This is a genomic window from Candidatus Eisenbacteria bacterium (genome assembly GCA_016930695.1).
GTDB lineage: Bacteria > Orphanbacterota > Orphanbacteria > Orphanbacterales > Orphanbacteraceae > JAFGGD01.
On sequence record JAFGGD010000034.1, the window covers coordinates 18,214 to 34,549 of the forward strand.

At 66.8% G+C, this 16,336-nt stretch carries 10 protein-coding genes; 2 read left to right on the forward strand and 8 right to left on the reverse strand.

Annotated features, from left to right (window positions below; translation table 11 throughout):
• The first annotated feature begins 3 nt into the window (after positions 1-3).
• Positions 4-1,125: an ABC transporter permease gene (locus JW958_07645; GenBank protein ID MBN1826122.1), complete on the forward strand. Its 1,122-nt coding sequence runs from the start codon at positions 4-6 to the stop codon at positions 1,123-1,125.
• Between the two features lie 90 nt (positions 1,126-1,215).
• Here JW958_07645 and pepF read toward each other — a convergent pair whose 3' ends face one another.
• Entirely contained in the window at positions 1,216-3,231 is a 2,016-nt protein-coding gene (gene pepF / locus JW958_07650) for an oligoendopeptidase F (protein MBN1826123.1), read from the reverse strand.
• Between the two features lie 235 nt (positions 3,232-3,466).
• Between pepF and JW958_07655 the strand changes: the two genes are divergently transcribed.
• Complete coding sequence (locus tag JW958_07655; protein ID MBN1826124.1) at positions 3,467-5,566, forward strand: S9 family peptidase; 2,100 nt, start codon at positions 3,467-3,469, stop codon at positions 5,564-5,566.
• 97 nt (positions 5,567-5,663) lie between these two features.
• Here the strand turns inward: JW958_07655 and JW958_07660 are convergent, their stop codons facing one another.
• From JW958_07660 to JW958_07690, 7 genes are all read right to left on the reverse strand, one after another.
• Positions 5,664-7,319, reverse strand: a complete 1,656-nt coding sequence (locus JW958_07660; protein MBN1826125.1) for a glycerol-3-phosphate dehydrogenase/oxidase — start codon at positions 7,317-7,319, stop codon at positions 5,664-5,666.
• A gap of 1 nt (position 7,320) precedes the next feature.
• On the reverse strand, positions 7,321-8,157 hold the full coding sequence (locus JW958_07665) for a class I SAM-dependent methyltransferase (protein ID MBN1826126.1): 837 nt from the start codon (positions 8,155-8,157) through the stop codon (positions 7,321-7,323).
• A 122-nt stretch (positions 8,158-8,279) separates the two neighbouring features.
• On the reverse strand, positions 8,280-11,399 hold the full coding sequence (locus JW958_07670) for an efflux RND transporter permease subunit (GenBank protein MBN1826127.1): 3,120 nt from the start codon (positions 11,397-11,399) through the stop codon (positions 8,280-8,282).
• Positions 11,396-12,610, reverse strand: a complete 1,215-nt coding sequence (locus tag JW958_07675) for an efflux RND transporter periplasmic adaptor subunit (protein MBN1826128.1) — start codon at positions 12,608-12,610, stop codon at positions 11,396-11,398. The genes JW958_07670 and JW958_07675 overlap by 4 nt, the downstream gene beginning before the upstream one ends.
• Positions 12,607-14,025, reverse strand: a complete 1,419-nt coding sequence (locus JW958_07680; protein MBN1826129.1) for an efflux transporter outer membrane subunit — start codon at positions 14,023-14,025, stop codon at positions 12,607-12,609. Before JW958_07680 ends, JW958_07675 begins: the two co-directional genes overlap by 4 nt.
• On the reverse strand, positions 14,022-14,702 hold the full coding sequence (locus tag JW958_07685) for a CerR family C-terminal domain-containing protein (GenBank protein ID MBN1826130.1): 681 nt from the start codon (positions 14,700-14,702) through the stop codon (positions 14,022-14,024). Before JW958_07685 ends, JW958_07680 begins: the two co-directional genes overlap by 4 nt.
• Positions 14,703-14,943: 241 nt before the next feature.
• Positions 14,944-16,266, reverse strand: a complete 1,323-nt coding sequence (locus JW958_07690; GenBank protein ID MBN1826131.1) for a metallophosphoesterase family protein — start codon at positions 16,264-16,266, stop codon at positions 14,944-14,946.
• Between the last annotated feature and the right edge of the window lie 70 nt (positions 16,267-16,336).

Below are 16,336 nucleotides of genomic sequence, written 5' to 3' on the forward strand. Positions count from 1 at the left end.
CGAATGGGTCCTCTTCTCTGCATCGTGCGCAAGGAGCTGATCCAGCTGCGGCGGGACAAGGCGCTCCTCCGTCTCGTTCTGGCCGTTCCGATGCTTCAGCTCCTGATCTTCGCCTACGCCATCAACAACGACCTCAAGAACGTGAGGGTGAGCGTGCTGGACGAGGACCGGACCCCTCTCACGCGGCGGCTCGCGGAGGCGCTCTACCAGGCGGACGCTTTCGTTCCGGGGCCGGCGCCCGCGGGCGAGGCGGACGCCGCGGAGCTGCTCCGGAGGAGCGAGACGGACCTCATGGTGCATGTGCCCCGCGGATTCACCCGCGCCGTGCTGCGGGGGGAGTCGCCGCAGGTAGGCGTGGTCGTGGACGGGACGAACAGCAGCACGGCGGGCCGCGCCGCCGGTTACACCGAAGCGGTTTTGACGCGGGAGGCGGTGCGTCTCTTCCGCGCGGAGGCGGGAGCGCGAGCGGCGGCCCAGACGGGGCGGATCTCGACGACGACCCGCTTTCTCTTCAACCCGGAGCTGGAGAGCCGAATCTACATGGTGCCGGGGATCATCGTCATGTTGGTCACCATCATCTCCGTGTTCGTTACCGGAATGGCGGTGGTCCGGGAGAAAGAGATCGGCACTCTCGAGCAGGTGCGCGTGACCCCTCTTTCGACGACGGCGTACCTGATCGGGAAGACGCTCCCCTTCGCGGCGATCGCGCTGGTGGATCTCGTCCTCGCGACGGCCTTCGCCATGGCTTGGTTCGGCGTTCCCATGGTCGGATCGCCGCTGACGCTTCTGGCGGGTGTGCTCGCCTACCTGACCGTGACCCTCGGCCTCGGGCTCCTCGCCTCCGCCGCTTCGGGCACGCAGCAGCAGGCGATGTTCACGATCTGGTTCTTTCTCATCTTCGCGGTTCTTCTCAGCGGTTTTTTCGTTCCCGTGCAGAACATGCCGTCCTGGGCGCGCGCGCTCACCTGGCTGAACCCGATGCGGTTTTTCATGAACGTGGTGCGCGGGGTCCTACTTCGCGGCGCGGGTTTCGCGGACCTCCGAACCGAGTTTCTGATGCTCCTGGGAATGGGCGCGCTCGCCTATGGTTCGGCGGCGCTCCGTTTCGGCCGGGAGGGGGAGTAGGGGCGCGCTCCGGCTTCCTTCGGTCGTGAGAAAGGGCGCGACGGTTTCTTCCCGCCGCGCCCTTTTCGATCGAAAACGAGTTTCGGGCCGCTAGTCCACGCCGAGGAGCCGCTCCATCTCGGTGATGGTCCGGTCCATGAGCCGCGCCGCCGCATCCACCGCTTCCGGTTTCGTCCAGTCCAAGCCGGCCTTTTTCAGAAGCGTGAGGGGAGGCGCGGAGCTTCCCGACTTCAGCATGTCCAAGTAGCGCTCCACCGCCGAGGGATCGCCGGACTGCACCTTCTCGGCGAAGGCGATTCCCGAGGAGAGGCCGGTGGCGTAAGTATACATGTAAAACTTGTAATAGAAGTGGCCCACGTAGGCCCATTCCATGCCGTCGTTCTCGCCGAGGGAGAACCCCGGTCCGTAGTAGTCCCGGACCAGCGCGGCGTAGGTGGAGTCGAGGAAGGAGGCGGTGAGCGACACGCCGCGCTCCGCCGCCTCGTGGGCGGCCAGTTCGAACTCGGCGAAAAGTGTCTGCCTGTAGATCGTGGTCCGGATGCTCTCGAGCAGCTCGTTCAGAAGAAAGAGCTTCACTTCCCGGGACTCGGCGTTGCGCATGAGGTCGTCGGCGAGGAGCTTCTCGTTGCAGGTGGAGGCGATTTCGGCGATGAAGCTCGCGTAGTCGGCCGTGACGTAGGGTTGGTTGGTGTTGGACAGGTGGGTATGAAGCGCGTGGCCGTACTCATGGGCGAGCGTGGAGAGGCCGTCGTAATCGTCGAACCAGTTCATCTTTACGAAGGGACGAACGCCGTACACGCTGGCGCTGAAGGCGCCGCTCTCCTTGTGCTCGTGCGGGTAAAGGTCGATCCAACCGTTGGCCGGATCGAGGCCGGTCCGGAGAACGCTGCCGTACTCGTCGCCGAGCGGCGCGAGGGCTTCCGGGAGGATCCGCCGCGCATCTTCGAAGGTGAACGTCATCTCCTCGCTCGGCACCAGGGGAACGTAGAGGTCGTAGATATACAGATCATCGAGGCCGAGCACCTTCTTCCGCAGCTCCACGTAGCGATGGAGGGGCTCGAGGTTGGCGCGGATCGCCGTGATCAGGTTGCGGTAGACGGCGGGGTCGATGTCGTCCATCGCCAGATAGGCCTCGAGGGAGGAGTCGTATCCGCGCGACCGGGAAAAGAAGACCGTTTGGTTCACCTGTCCCGCGAAAGTCGCGGCGAAGACGTGCTGGTATTGGCGGAGCGTGCCGAAGAAGGCCTCCACCGCCTCGCGCCTCACCTCCCTGTCCGGCGAGCGCCGGAAGCGCGGGTAGTTGGAGAAGGCGAGCTGCACCGGTTCGCCGTCCTCGCCGGTGACCATCGGAAGGGGGATGTCGTTCATCATCGAGTTAAATGTCTTCTCGTGATCGGAGGGAAGTTCGTTCAGGTCGATCTCCGCCCACAGGTTGTCGCCGGCGAGGGAGAGGATCCGCTCCGCCTCGGCGTCGAGAACCCGATTCTTCCGCCGCCTGATCTCGTCGATGTAGGGGCGGTACGCCTCGAGCGCCGGTTCCCGTTCGTAAGCGGCGCGCATCGCCCCGTCGTTCAGGGCGAGGATTTCCCGGCGGATGAAGGACGCTTCCGCCATCAGATCGTTCATCGCCTGGAGCGCGCGGTCGTTCATCGCCTGGAGTTCGGTGGAGACCAGATCGGTTTGCAGGCGAAGGTTGGCGTAGAGGGTCAGTTTATTGGTCGCAAGACGGGTGTCGAAGTAGAGGGCGAGACACTCCCGGAGCGCTTGGGGATCGGAAAGCCGTCCCGCGTATCCGGCGAGCTTTTCCCGCTCGGTGTTCACCTTCTCCAGGGAGGGCCCGAAGGCGGCATCATTCGGAAGGAGCACCGAGAGGTCCCACTTATAAATGTCGGGAATCTCGCTGCGGGGCATGTTGGCGTCCGGCGTGAAGGTCGACGCCGAAGACGCAGCGAGAAGAAGGAGAGCAAGGACCGGAAGAAGCGGGGTTCGTCGCAAGTCGTGCATGTTCACCTCGATCGGCCCGGGATGGGGGCGCCCCGCGCCGGAAGAAAGGAAAGCCGCGGATCGATAGGGGGGCGCGCGGACCGGCGCGACCACCTGTCTCACACAAGGATAGCCGCCTTCGCTCCGGGAGACAAGCACCGGGAAAAGGGTCCCCTCTCGGTACCGGGTTTTCTTCTCAAGAGCAAAGCGAGCGAAGAGGTGTCCGGCACCGAAGAATCCGGGAGAGGGTGTCCGGCGCCGATGAAGCCGGGATCGACGGTCCCGTCGGAAATGGTGTATTCTGATCGGGAAGCGATCGCGTCAATCATTCGAAAACCAGCCCATCGGGAGAGAAACCATGCGCATCGATCGAATTCCGCGAACCGCCGCGTGGGGGGGACTGTTCCTTCTGCTCGGCCTCTCTTGGACCGCCACCCGGGCGGCGGAGCCCCCGGAGAGGACCCACGATCTCACCGTGGAGGATTACTTCACCCAGGGGTTCATTTACGACTGCGTGATCGCGCCGGAGGGCGGGCACGTGGCGCTCACCGACCTGCGTTGGGACCTGGACGCGGACACGCGCCACACCGATCTGTGGATCGCCGACGTCCGGACCGGGCGTCTCCGCCGCGCCACCTTCCACCCCACGAACGACGGCTCGCCCAGTTGGAGTCCCGACGGCCGATGGGTCTACTTCACCAGCCGGCGCGGTGAGAAGGGGGATCTGCCCCCCCGGAACGGGAAAACGCAGGTCTGGAAGGTCGCCGTGGACGGCGGGGAGCCGGAACCGGTCACCCGTTTCAAGGACGGCGTGGAGGACTACTCCCTCTCCGCGGACGGGCGCACCCTCTACTACGTGAAATCAAGCGAGCAGGTGGAGGATCCCTGGAAGGATCTCAAGGAGACCCACGACGAACTCGAGTACGGCCGCGGGGTCATGAACACCAGCGAACTCTGGTCGCTCGACCTCGAGACCTGGCGGACCGAGAAGCTGATCGACGAGGGGCGCGTGATCCGCGAGTTCGCCGTCTGCCCCTGCGGCGGCCGAATCGCGATGATCACCACGCCGAACGAGGAGAACATCTCCAACGAGGGGCTCTCGCGGGTCGATGTCTGGGACCGGAAGAGCGGCGAGATCACGATCGTGCCGGACCGCCTCTGGCGGGCCGAGGCGCCCTCTCCCTACGGCTGGCTCGAGGGTCTCGCCTGGTCCGCCGACGCCGCGGCTCTCGCCTTCCGCGTCGACTTCGACGGCTATCCGGCGGAGCTGATCGTGACGCACTTCGGCGGCGGCGCGCCGGTTTCCCGCCGGCTGGATCGCCCCCGCGAACTCACCCTCGGCGGCGAACCGGACATTCGGTGGATCGGCGACTCCAAGGACATCTGTTTCCTGGCCGAAGAGAAGGCGCGGGTGCGCCTCGCCTGCGTGCGGAACGTCACCCCCGGCGGCCAGGGAGCCTTCGAGATTCTCACCCCGGGCGATTGGGTCGCCAAGACCTTCGACCTGACGGCGGACGGGCGCACCTACGCTGCGGCGCTCGGCGACGTAACCCAGCCGAACGACGTGTTCATAGGCGCCACCCGGGGAAAGGGTAAGCCGCGCCGGATCACCCGTATCAACCCGCAGATCGATACCTGGAAACTCCCGCAAATCGAGATCGTACAATGGGCCGGCGCGGGCGGCGATACGGTGGAGGGAATCCTGGAACTGCCCCCCGGCTACGAGAAAGGGGATGGACCGCTCCCCCTTCACGTGGCGCTTCACGGCGGACCCACGGCGGCGGATCTTTTCTACTTCGAGTTTTGGATCTACGGGCGCGGCCTCTGGCCGGCGCTCGGCTGGGCGGTTTTCGCCCCCAACTACCGCGGCTCCACCGGCTACGGCGACCGTTTCATGACCGATCTGATCGGCGCCGAGTGCGACATCGAGGTGGAGGACGTGATGAAGGGGGTGGACATGCTGATCGAGCGCGGTATCGCCGATCCGGAGCGAATGGCCGTTTCCGGATGGAGCAACGGCGGCTTCGTCACCAACTGCATCATCACGCAGACGGACCGGTTCAAGGCGGCCTCCTCCGGCGCCGGCGTGCTCGATATGGCGCTGCAGTGGGGGATCGAAGACACGCCGGGTCACGTGGTCAACTACATGGAAGGGCTCCCCTGGGAGAAGCCGGAGGCGTACCGCAAGGCCTCGCCTCTCTGGGCGCTGAATCGCGTGAAGACCCCCACGCTGATCCACGTCGGCGGGGAGGATCCCCGGGTGCCGGCGGCGAACGCCCGGGCGCTTTTCCGCGGACTCGACTTCTACCTCGGCGTTCCGACGGAGCTGGTGGTCTATCCGGGCCAGGGACACGGGCTCGGCAAGTATACCTATAGAAAGGCGAAGCTCGAGTGGGACATCGCCTGGTTCGATCGTTGGGTCCTCGGCGAGAACGCGGAGGATCCGGAAAAGCCTTAGCGTCGCAAGGATCGCGGGACGCGGATCAAAAAAAGCCCCCGGCGGCCGCCGGGGGCTTTTCATGCATTCGGGGAAAGGGGCGGCCCCGCTCCGCCGCTCAACCGTCCCGGAGGCCCGCCCGGAAGACCTCCCGCGTCTCGTCGATCTCTCTTTTCGTCCGCGCCCCGTCCCATCCCGCCTCGGCGGCGACCACCGCCGCGCACTCTTCCAGCGCGCCGTCGCCGGGGTCGCCGAAGAGGCCCAATTCGGTCCTGCGGAAGACCACGTCGGCGAGCTTCATCGCCGCCTCTTCGCGGACCGCGTGAACCGCCTCCGCCGCGATCACCGGGGACGACGGGGAGAAGGGGGTCCCCGGGTCCCGGCCGACGGGCGTATGGGCGAGCACCTCCGGATAGGCGCCGCCGTAGTTGCGCGCCAGATGGCGCACCGTATCCTCGCCCAGAGCACCGCCGTCCCGCCGGATCGCCCCGGCGAGGAATTCGTCGAACCGCCCGATCGAACCGCCCCAAAGGGGCGTTATCCCGGTGCGGCAGGGGGGAGGCTTCACCCCGCGATCGCGGAAGACACGGTCCACGATCCCCTCCGCGACCCTGCGGGCCATGGTGAACTTGATCCCCACCACGGACAGAAGACCCGCCGGGCCTCCTTCGCGCGCGTGATCGATCAGGCGCGCCTTGGTGGTCAGTTTCCACTCTCCCCGAGCGGCGGCCCGTTCATCGGCGGGGAGGAGGCCGGTGTGCACGAAGGCCGCGTCTTCCCGCCGGAGTCCGAGTCCGGGACGGGCGCGGCGAAGCTCGGCGAGAAAGCCCTCCACCTGCTCCTCCCGGACCGCCGGCCGCTCCAGGTCTCCCTTCTCGACGGGGAATTCGGCGATGCCGACGAGGGAGTGATCGTGCCAGGGGAGGAGGAAGAAGTAGCGGCCGTGCCGACCGAGAAGGCCGACGGAGCCGCGCGGGACCGGTCGCCGCACGATCAGGTACATCACCTTGAGGAGAGGCACCGGCCGGACCGGCTCGCCGGTGAGGCGCCGGTTCAGGCCCTCCGCCCACGGACCCGCGGCGTTCACGACGAAACGCGCCCGCACGTCCCTCTCCGACCGATCCCCTTGGAGACGGTCCCGCACCCGCACGCCGGCGGCGCGGCCCCCCTCCAGGATGAGCCCCGTCGCCTCCGTGTAGTTCACGAGAGTCGCGCCGTCCTCCGCGGCCGACCGGAGGAAACCGAAGAGGAGCCGTTCCGAGTTGTGAATCCCGCCGTCGTGAAAGACGGCGCCCCCGGTGAGCGCCGGCTCGTCGAGTTCCGGAAGCGTCTCCAGGCTCTCCCGCCTGTCGATCAGCCGGCCCCGCGGAATCCGCCTCCGCGGGTCGTCGAGACGGTTCCGATCGAGGCTGAGGAGATCATAGACGAGCAGGGCCGCGCCGAGGAGCCAGCGCGGCTTGCCGCCGTCCCGGTAGGTGGGGATCAGGAAGGGAGAGGGATAAACCAAGTGGGGCGCGACGGTGAACCAAGCGCGGCGCTCCTCCACCGACGAGCGGATCCTAGGGAGATCCATGTTCTGCAGGTAGCGGAAGCCGCCGTGGATCGTTTTCTGGGAGTGGAAGGTGGTTCCCCGCCCGAAGTCGTCCTTCTCGACGAGAGCCGTTCGGAGGCCGCGCTGCGCGGCGTCGCGGGCGATGCAGGAGCCGTAGATCCCGCCCCCGATCACGCAGAGGTCGTAAATCCCGTCGGAGAGTCTGTCCGGGATCCTTTTCATGTCAGCGAACCGCCTTGACCACGAGATGAGCGCCGAAGGGGCGAACGATCCTCTCCGGCGTGATCCGGAAGAGGCCGAGGAGGAGAGAATAGACGAACCGCGCCGCCGCGCCGCGGTGGAGCCCCGTCTCGGCGGGGAAACGCTCCGGTACGATCTCGACGCGGGAGAAGCCGGCGAGCATCTTGCGGAGCTCCCGGGGAGAGTAAGAGCGGAAGACGGGCGCCTCTTCGTGCCGGAGGTTCTTCCCGGACAGTTTGGAAAGGAGGGTGAGCCAGGAGTATCGGTTGTAGGCCATGAGGAACATCTCTCCTCCCGGCGCGAGAACCCGGTGGATCTCGCCGATCATGCGGGCCGGGTCGGGGGTGTAGGGGAGGACGCCGTGGGCGTAAACCAAATCGAAGCTCCCGTCCGGGAAGGACATCGCTTCGCCGTTCATGACCCGGAAATCGCCGGCGAGCCCGTGCATGTCGAAATAGCGCTTTGCCTCTTCCAGGCGCGACGGGGCCAGCTCGATTCCGGTTGCGCGGGCGCCTCCGCGGGCGAAGCGAATCAGGTCGAGGCCGATCCGACAACCGATCTCGAGAACGCGCTTCCCCCGCCAGGCGCCGAAATCGACGTGGCGGGGGAGATAATCGAGCCTTCCCACGCGGAACTCCTCCAACTCGGCGAAATGCTCCACCGTGCCCGCGGGCCGGACGGCGACGCGCACGTCGTCGTAGAGGAATTCGTCCCAGAAACGGCGTACCGTCTCGACCGCCCCGTCCGTTTCGGGGGGGGAGGTGGCGTTGCGATTTCGCGCCCCGCCGGTATCGTCGATTCGATTCATTTCACTACACAAGTGATATCCGCTCCGCAGAAAACACCGCGCGCCTGCCCGGCCGTCGTCGCCCGGAGTATAGGGGATCCGGCGGCCGTTGTCTTTCGGGAAGGGAGATCGCGTCGCCGTATCCCGTTCTCGGCTTACGCCGCTTCGACGCTTCCGCCCCGGCCACGGGTCAGCAGCGCACGCCCTTTCTCCATCAATTCCTCCACCAGGAGGTAGAGGCTCGGGACCAGCACGAGCGTGATCCCCGTGGCGAAGAGGATTCCGTAGCCGAGGGAGAGGGCCATGGGGATCATGAAACGCGCCTGCCTGGAGGTCTCGAAGATCATCGGCGAGAGGCCGCCGAATGTGGTGAGCGTGGTGAGCAGGATGGGGCGGAATCGACGCACCCCCGCTTGGTGGATCGCCTCCACCTTCGGGACGCCCTCGCTCCGGAGACGGTTCGCCTTGTCGATCAACACGAGCGAGTCGTTGATCACCACGCCGGAGAGGGCGACGATTCCCATCATGCTCATGACGCTTAAACTGTAACCCATGATGTAATGGCCGATCACGGCGCCGACGATGCCGAAGGGGATCGAGATCATCACCACCAGCGGTTGGGTGTAGCTGCGGAACGGGATCGCCAATAGGGCGTAGGCGGCGAGCAGGGCGAGGGCGAAGCCGCCGACAAGCGAACTCATGCTCTCCTTCATGTCCGCCTGCCGCCCCTCGTAGGCGTATTGGAGGCCGGGGTGGTCTTTCGCGAGCGCCGGGAGAGTTTCCCGATCCAGGTCGGCCTGAACCGTGGAGGTCTTCTCGAAGGGCTCCACGTTGCAGGTCACCTGCACGGTCCGGCGACCGTTTCGCCGGGTGATCGTCGTGTAGGCGCGCCCGCGTTCCACATCGGCGATCTCCATCAACGGCACCCAGATCCCGGCCGGAGTGCGCACCATCAGCTTCTCGACGTCCGATTCCCGGGTCCGCTGCTCCTCGGGAAGGCGGACGAGAACGCGCACCTCGTTGCGGCCGCGCTGCTGCCGGATCGCTTGAGATCCGTAGAAGGCGGAACGGACCTGGCGCGCCACGTCGTCGGCGTTCAGCCCGAGCGCCCGCCCCTCCGGGCGGATCCGGAAGTCCAACTGTTCCTTCCCCGGGCTGTAGCCGTCGTCGATGTCCTTCGTGTAGGCGAACTCGTCGAGCCGCGCCGCCAGATCGGTGCTCGCCCGGTCGAGCGCGTCGATGTCCCGGTGGGCGAGTTCCACCGTGAGCGACGCGCCCGACCCGGGGCCGCCCCGGTCCGACTCGAAGCGGAGCATCTCCAGACCCGGGATTTGTCCCGTCTCCTCGCGCCAGAAACTGCTGAAGGCGGAAGTGCCGAGGGGACGCACGTCCGGATCGGTCAGATAGACCGTGACCTCCACGCGGTTCTCCTCGATATCGCCGAGAACCCCCTCGGCGAGTCGCTCGCCGCCGTGCGCGTCGATCACGCGCCGCGCCGCCTTCTGCATCCGATCCCGCACCTCGCGGGCGCGATCCATCGGCGTTCCGTAGGGGAGCACCGCCGTGGCGATGGCGTAGTCCGACTCCACCTTGGGCATGAGGACCATTCCCATCCGCCCGCTCTTCACGTAAGAGAGGACCAGGAGAAGAACCGCCAGGCCGATCGCCACGGTGATCCGGCGGTGATGGAGGGTCCAGTCGAGGAACGGCGCGTACCGGCCGTGGATGAAGCGGTCCACCCGCGCGGCGAAGGAGCGCTGCCACCGCTCGATGCGTCGCATCACTTTTCCGTAGCCTTCGGGCGGGCTGTACGCGAGGTGGGCGGGGAGGATGAAGAGCGCCTCCACCCAGGAAACGAGGAACACGGTGATCACCACAATGGGAATGGTGATCCATATCTTTCCCATAACGCCGGGGATCAGGGCGAGGGGGAGGAATGCGACGATGTTGGTCAGGATGCTGAAGCTGATCGGCATCGCCACTTCCCGAGCGCCCCGGATCGCCGCGTCGAGGAAGTTCATCCCCTTCCGCCGATACTCGTAAATGTTCTCTCCCGCCACGATGGCGTCGTCCACCACGATGCCGAGGGCGACGATGAACGCGAACATGCTGATCATGTTGATCGTGACGCCCAGGCCGGGGAGGAAGAGGAGTCCGCCGAGGAAGGAGACGGGGATCCCCATGGTCACCCAGAAGGCGAGACGCAGCTCCAGGAAGAGCCCGAGCACCACCAGCACCAGGATCAGCCCGAGAAAGGCGTTTCGGAGGAGAAGGTGGAGGCGCTGGCCGTAGATTTCCGAACGGTCTTCCGTGACCGACAGGTTCACGCCGGGCGGGAGCCCGGCCGTGAGGTCCTCCATCGCCTCGTGAACCGCCGCCGCCACGCCGAGCGGGGTTTGGTCGCCGACGCGGTAGATCTCCAGGTCCACGCAGGGGAAACCCTCGAAGCGCCGCTCCCGGTTCGCCTCTTCGAAGCCCTCCCGGACGGTGGCGATATCGCCGAGGCGGACCACGCCTCCGCCGGGAGTCGTGATCACCGGCAACTCGGCGAACTCCCGCGCCCAGTCGCGCCTTTCCTTGACCCGTAAAAGTATTTCCCCGCCCTCGGTTTTCACCGAGCCGCCGGGCAACTCCAGAGCGGCCTCGGAGAGGATTCGCGCCACGCCGTCCAGCGAGAGGCCGTAGGCGCGCAGTTCCTCGCGGGAAATCTCCGCGTGGATCTCGTAATCCCGCACGCCCGCGAGGTCCACCTGGGTGATTCCGGGAAGGGCGAGCAGGCGGTCCCGCGTCTCCTCGCTGATCTCCCGAAGAACCCATTCGTCCACGTCGCCGTAGAGGGTGAGCTGCGTGACCAGGCGCCGCCGCGTGACCAGGCTGACCCGCGGCTCCTCCGCGTCCAGAGGAAAGGTGACGATGCGCGCCACCTCCTGGTCGATCTCCTGGTAGGCTTTCTGGGCGTTCACGCCGGTCTGCAGTTCCGCCGTGATCGTGCCGGCCCCTTCCCGCGCGACGGCGGTCACCTCCTTGATCTCCGAGATCCCGCGGATCGCCTCCTCCACCACCAAAACGATTCCCTGCTCGACCTCCTCGGGCGAGGCGCCGGGATAGGCTATGGTGACGGTGACCAGATCCAGGTCGAAGTCGGGGAAGACCTCCTGCTTGATGCGGCTCGTCGTGAAGAGACCGCCGACGAGAAAGACGATCATCAGGATGTTGGCCGTGACGTGGTTTTTCGCCATCCACGCGATCGGCCCCCTTTGTTCGGTCGCCGTCATCGGCTTTCCGCCTCCTCCGCTCCGTCGCCGGGCGCCTCACCGGAAACGCCCTCCTGCACCCGGAGGGGCATCCCTTCCACGGGGGCGCCGATCTCCGTGGTGACCAGCCTCTCGCCCGTCTCGAGCCCTTCCGCCGCCAGGATCCGGTCCTCGCCGACGTACACCGGCTTGATTTTCCGGATCCGGAGAAGATTGTCTTCATCCATCAACCAAACGGTCGAACCGTCGTGGACGTGACGGCGATTGACGGCCACCACGTCCCGGAGCGTTCGTCCCAGAATCTCGACGCGCACGAAGGCGTTCATCAGAAGCACCGGCTTTCCCGCGTTCTCCGGGCGGAGGGAGAGTGGGTCCTCCACCTCGACGAGAAGGCGGGCCATGCGCCCTTCCGCCTCCAGGCTGCCGAGGCGACGAAGCACGCGGCCGGAGCGCCGCTCGCCCTCGTCCCACGCCGTGTCCTGGCGGATCCACACGGTCGACGCGCTGTCGCCGTTTCCCTCGGGGATGCGGATCCACCGGAGTTCGTCGGCGGGCACCGGCACTTCCAACCAGAAAACGTCCGTGCCGGCCAGATCGGCGATCACCGTGTTCGCCGACAGGACCGTTCCTTTATCGACGTGCTTTTCTTCGACCACGGCGTTGAAAGGGGCGGTGATCCGCGTCCGTTCCCGGTCGAGGAGCGCCTGATCGAGGGAGGCCGCCGCCGCCGCGCGGGCGCTCCGCGCCGTCTCCAGCTGGGGCCGGCGGAGTACCAATTCCGCCTCCGATTCGCTCAGGTCCTCGCCCAGAAGTTCGTACTCCCGGCGCGCGACCGCCTGGCGCCCCTCCTCCAGCAACCGGTTCTCCTCGGCCTTGGCCAGATCGTCTTCCCTCTGGCGGACGGCCAGGTCGTAGTCGCGCCGGTCGATACGGAGAATCGTTTCACCCTCGGCGAGGACGCCGCCGGGGACAAAGGATTCGCTCACTTCCACGACCTCTCCGCCGACGATGGCGCGCAGTTCCACCGAACGGGCCGCCGTCACCGTCCCCATCGCCTCGATCACCACCGGGACGTCGTTTCTCTCGAGGGGGAGCACTTCCACCAGCCGCGCCTGCCGCTGGGGGACGCGCCTGGGGGACTCGGGACCGGTGTTCGCGATGACCGCCGCGACGAGGCCGGCGCCCGCCAGTATGCAGAGGGGGAGCCAAAAGGTGCGTACCGATCGTTTCAAGACTCCATCCTTTCCTCGTAAAGGTTTGCGCCCCCGTCGATTGCTTCGGGATTCCATCCGCCGCCGAGAGCGCGGCAGAGCTGGATGCGGTATTGAATCCACGCGCGCCGGGCGGTGAGAGAGGAGCGTTGCAGCGCCTGCTGCGACGTCAGCGCCTCGAGAACGCGCAGGTAATCCGCCTGGCCGCTCAGGTAGTCGTCGCGGCTCCGCTCGACGAGCGCGTCCGCCGTCTCGAGCTGCAGGCGAACGCTCTCGAGATACTCCCCCTGCCTCGCCTCCCGCGCGAGGGCGTCCTCTACTTCCCGGAGGGCGGCGAGAACGGCGCTCTCGTAGGCGTGAAAGGCTTCCCGGGCGGCCGCTTCCCTTCGGTCCGCCTCGGCGGAGCGGGCGCCGCCGTCCAGCAGGGGGAGGGCGAGATTGGCGGCCAGTCTGCCGAACCAGTCGCCGAAGAGGACCGACGTTTGGGCGCCGCCTGTGCTCCCCGAGGCGCTGAGCGAGATCTTGGGGAATCGGTCCGCCAGGGCGGCGGCGAATTCCGCGTTCGCCGCGGCCACGTCCAGGCGGGCGGCGCGCAGGTCGGGGCGGCGACGGAGCAGGTCGGCGGGGAGGCCTGTCTCCGGGAGAGCGGGGAGATCGATCAGGACCGCTTCCGTCCCGATCCGTTCCCGGGGGGTCCTGCCGACGAGAACCGCGAGCTGGTGGCGGAGCGTGGCGAGGCGCGCCTCGGCGAGATGCAGGTCACCGCGGACCGCCTCGGTCACCCTCCTCTGGGTGAGCACGTCCGACGCGCCGGTCAGTCCGCTTCGGAAGCGGAGGCGCACCAGATCGAGCATCCGCTCGTTCGTGCCGACTTGCTCCTCCAGCAGGCGGACCTGCGCCGCCGCTTCGGCCGTTTCGTACCAGACCGAGGCGATGGACGCGCTCAGGGAAAGCTCCGCCGCCCGGAGGTCCTCGCCCGCGGCCCGCGAGGAGAGGAGCGCCGATCGGCGTCCGGCGCGGAGGCGCCCCCACAGGTCGATCTCATAGGAGGCGGCCGCGCCGAGGGCGTAATCATTCTCGTAGATGTCCGGTCCCTCCTCCGGCCAGGAGGCGGAGCGGGACGCGTCTCCGGACGCGTTCAACGCCGGGCGCAGGCCGGCTCCTCCCTTCCGGGCGAGGGCGCGGGCTTGGTCGAGCCGGTCCCGCCACGCCGCCAGGTCCGGGCTCCCGGCGAGTCCTTCCTCGATGGCGGCGTCGAGAGCGCCGTCGCCGAAGGCGGTCCACCACCGCCCCGGGAGCGGTTTCGTGCCGCCGTCTCCGAAGGATTCGGGGAGACCGGCGATGGCCGGGACGTCCCGGCGGCCGACGGAGCATGCGGTGAGGAGAAGGAGAAGAAACGCGGCGGCTCTCTCCACGGTTCGTTTCGGCCTTTTCATCGGATTCCCTCCACCGTCGAAGCAGCGCCGCGACCCGCGATTTTATCCTTTAGGTCCAAAAGTCCCGCGCGGGCGAAACGGAAGAGATGATCGGCGAGCGCGTCCGGGTCGAAACGGGGTGGGGCCCGGTGGGGGAGAGGGTGGAGGCGTTGGCGCATCCGGTGCATTCCCAACCCCATGCAGGGGGCGAGGACGGCGAGACGGCACATCTCCATCTCTTCCGGGGTCACCCCCTCGCCGAGAAAATCGCGGAGGATCGTTTCAAACGCCCTGTTCTTCCTCTTCCAACCTTCCATCAGCGCTTCCGCGAGAAAGGGTTGCGGGTCGTGGATCTCGAAAACCAGAATACGGGAGAAGCGGCCCGCCGCCCCCTCGTCCAAAATACGTTTAATATGTGAACTGAGAAAAAAGCGCAGGCGTTCCTCGGCGGGCGCGCCGGGTTCGGGATGTTCGAGCGGATGGAACTCCTCGGCCAGCGCGGCGGTATACTCCCAGACTTCCCGATAGAGATCTTCCTTGCCGCCGAAATGATAACTGACGGCGGCCTGGTTCACCCCCGCCGCTTCGCGGATCCGGGAGACGGTTCCTTCCGTGTAACCCACTTCGGCGAACACTTCGCTCGCCGCCTCGAGGATCTTCTGCCTCGTTTCCCGTCCATCGCTTCTGGGAGAACGCATCGCGAGCCTCCTAACTGGAAACGAAAATATAAAACGAGTGTTTGAATTTGTCAAACCAATCGGGGCGGATTCGTAACTATTTATAATGCAATGGAATAAAAGCTATCGGATCGCGCGCGCTCCCTCGCCGCCGTATCGGGAGAAGGGGAGAAGATCGCCGGAATCGAGGCGCGCGCGTTGACCGGAGAGGAGCGGCGCGCCCTTCCCGGAACATGGGGAACGCCATCTCCACCGGAAGGGGCTAGAAAGTGCGTTCGGGGGATCCGGCGGGCATTCTCTCCACGAGGCGGTTCTCCCCCCACGCGGCCCGGACGAGATCGAAGGCGTCGTACAGCTCGCCGGTCGCCGTTCGCGCCTCGAACCGGAGAGTGTCGCTGTCGACGGAAACGACCTGATAGAACTGTGTGTTCTCGGCGGCCCTCACCATCCAGCGTTCCTCGGGGAGTTCGTACATCTTCGGTCCGCTCACGGAGACGACATACACGGGGCCCTTCGGATCGGCCCCGCCGGTGTCCCCCGGCAGGTTTCGGCCGCGCGCGTAGGTGTGGTCGTGCCCCTGGAGAACCAGATCGACGCCGTACCGATCGAAGAGGGGACGCCACAACTCACGCAGTTCCTTGTTGTCCCGGTTTTGCGCCGCCGAGAAGACCGGATGGTGGAATGTAACCACGGTCCAGCGTTCTCCGCCCTCCCGGAGAACCCGGTCCAGCCAGGTAGCCTGTCGTTCCGGGTTGTCGCGGGAGTTCAACACGATCACGCGAACGCCGTTGTAGACGAAGGTGTAGGCGTATTCCTCCATTCCGGCGGGACCGTTCTCGGGGAGCGTGAACTGGGCGCGCCAGTGCGCCGTGGGGAGATCGGCGTCTCCCGCCCACCGCCGGTGATACTCGTGGTTGCCGACGACGGGGACGCTCGCCGTCTGGGCGTGTATCCACCCGCCCGCTTGGAACCACTCGGCCCAGATCGCGTCGTCGTCGCCGGTGGTGACCAGATCGCCCGTGTGAATCAAAAAGCGCGCGTCCGGCGCGGAGGCGTAGGCGGCGCGCACCACACGGGACCAGGAGCCGAGGATGTTGTTCTGTGCGTCTCCGAGATAGAGAAAGCGGAAGGGTTCGTCTTTCTCCCCGGCCGCGCGCAGCGTGAACCACTCGCTCCATCCCGCGCTGCTCCCGACGCGATAGAGATAGGACTCGCCGGGGAGGAGCCCGGAGAAGAGAACGGAGTGACAAAGCGCCGCACCGCTCTCCGTATCGAAACGCTCCGTCCTCGCCCGGATACGGCGCGCGTTCCGGTGGAAATCGGGGGAGGGATCGGCCGGCGTGATTTCGGCGAAGGCGTCCCCCACGGAGTCGTCCGTGCGCCAGGTCACGGCCCGGCAGGTGGAGGGGTCGCCGGCGAAGGTTTGGATGATACGGTCGGGCAGAGGGGAGGGGGCGGGGTCGACGTCCGCCGTGGGGCCGTAGTCGCCGCCTCCGGCCGGCGCGGCCAGGAAGAGCGCGAGGAGCGCGGCGATGGTGGAGAGGACGCGTCGCGGGCGGTCGGATACGAGTCGAGAACCGCGCATGGCGGAAAACCTCCTGCTGGATGAGTCCGGGCGGACCCTCTCTCCGGTCCGACCCATTCGCCGGGGTCGG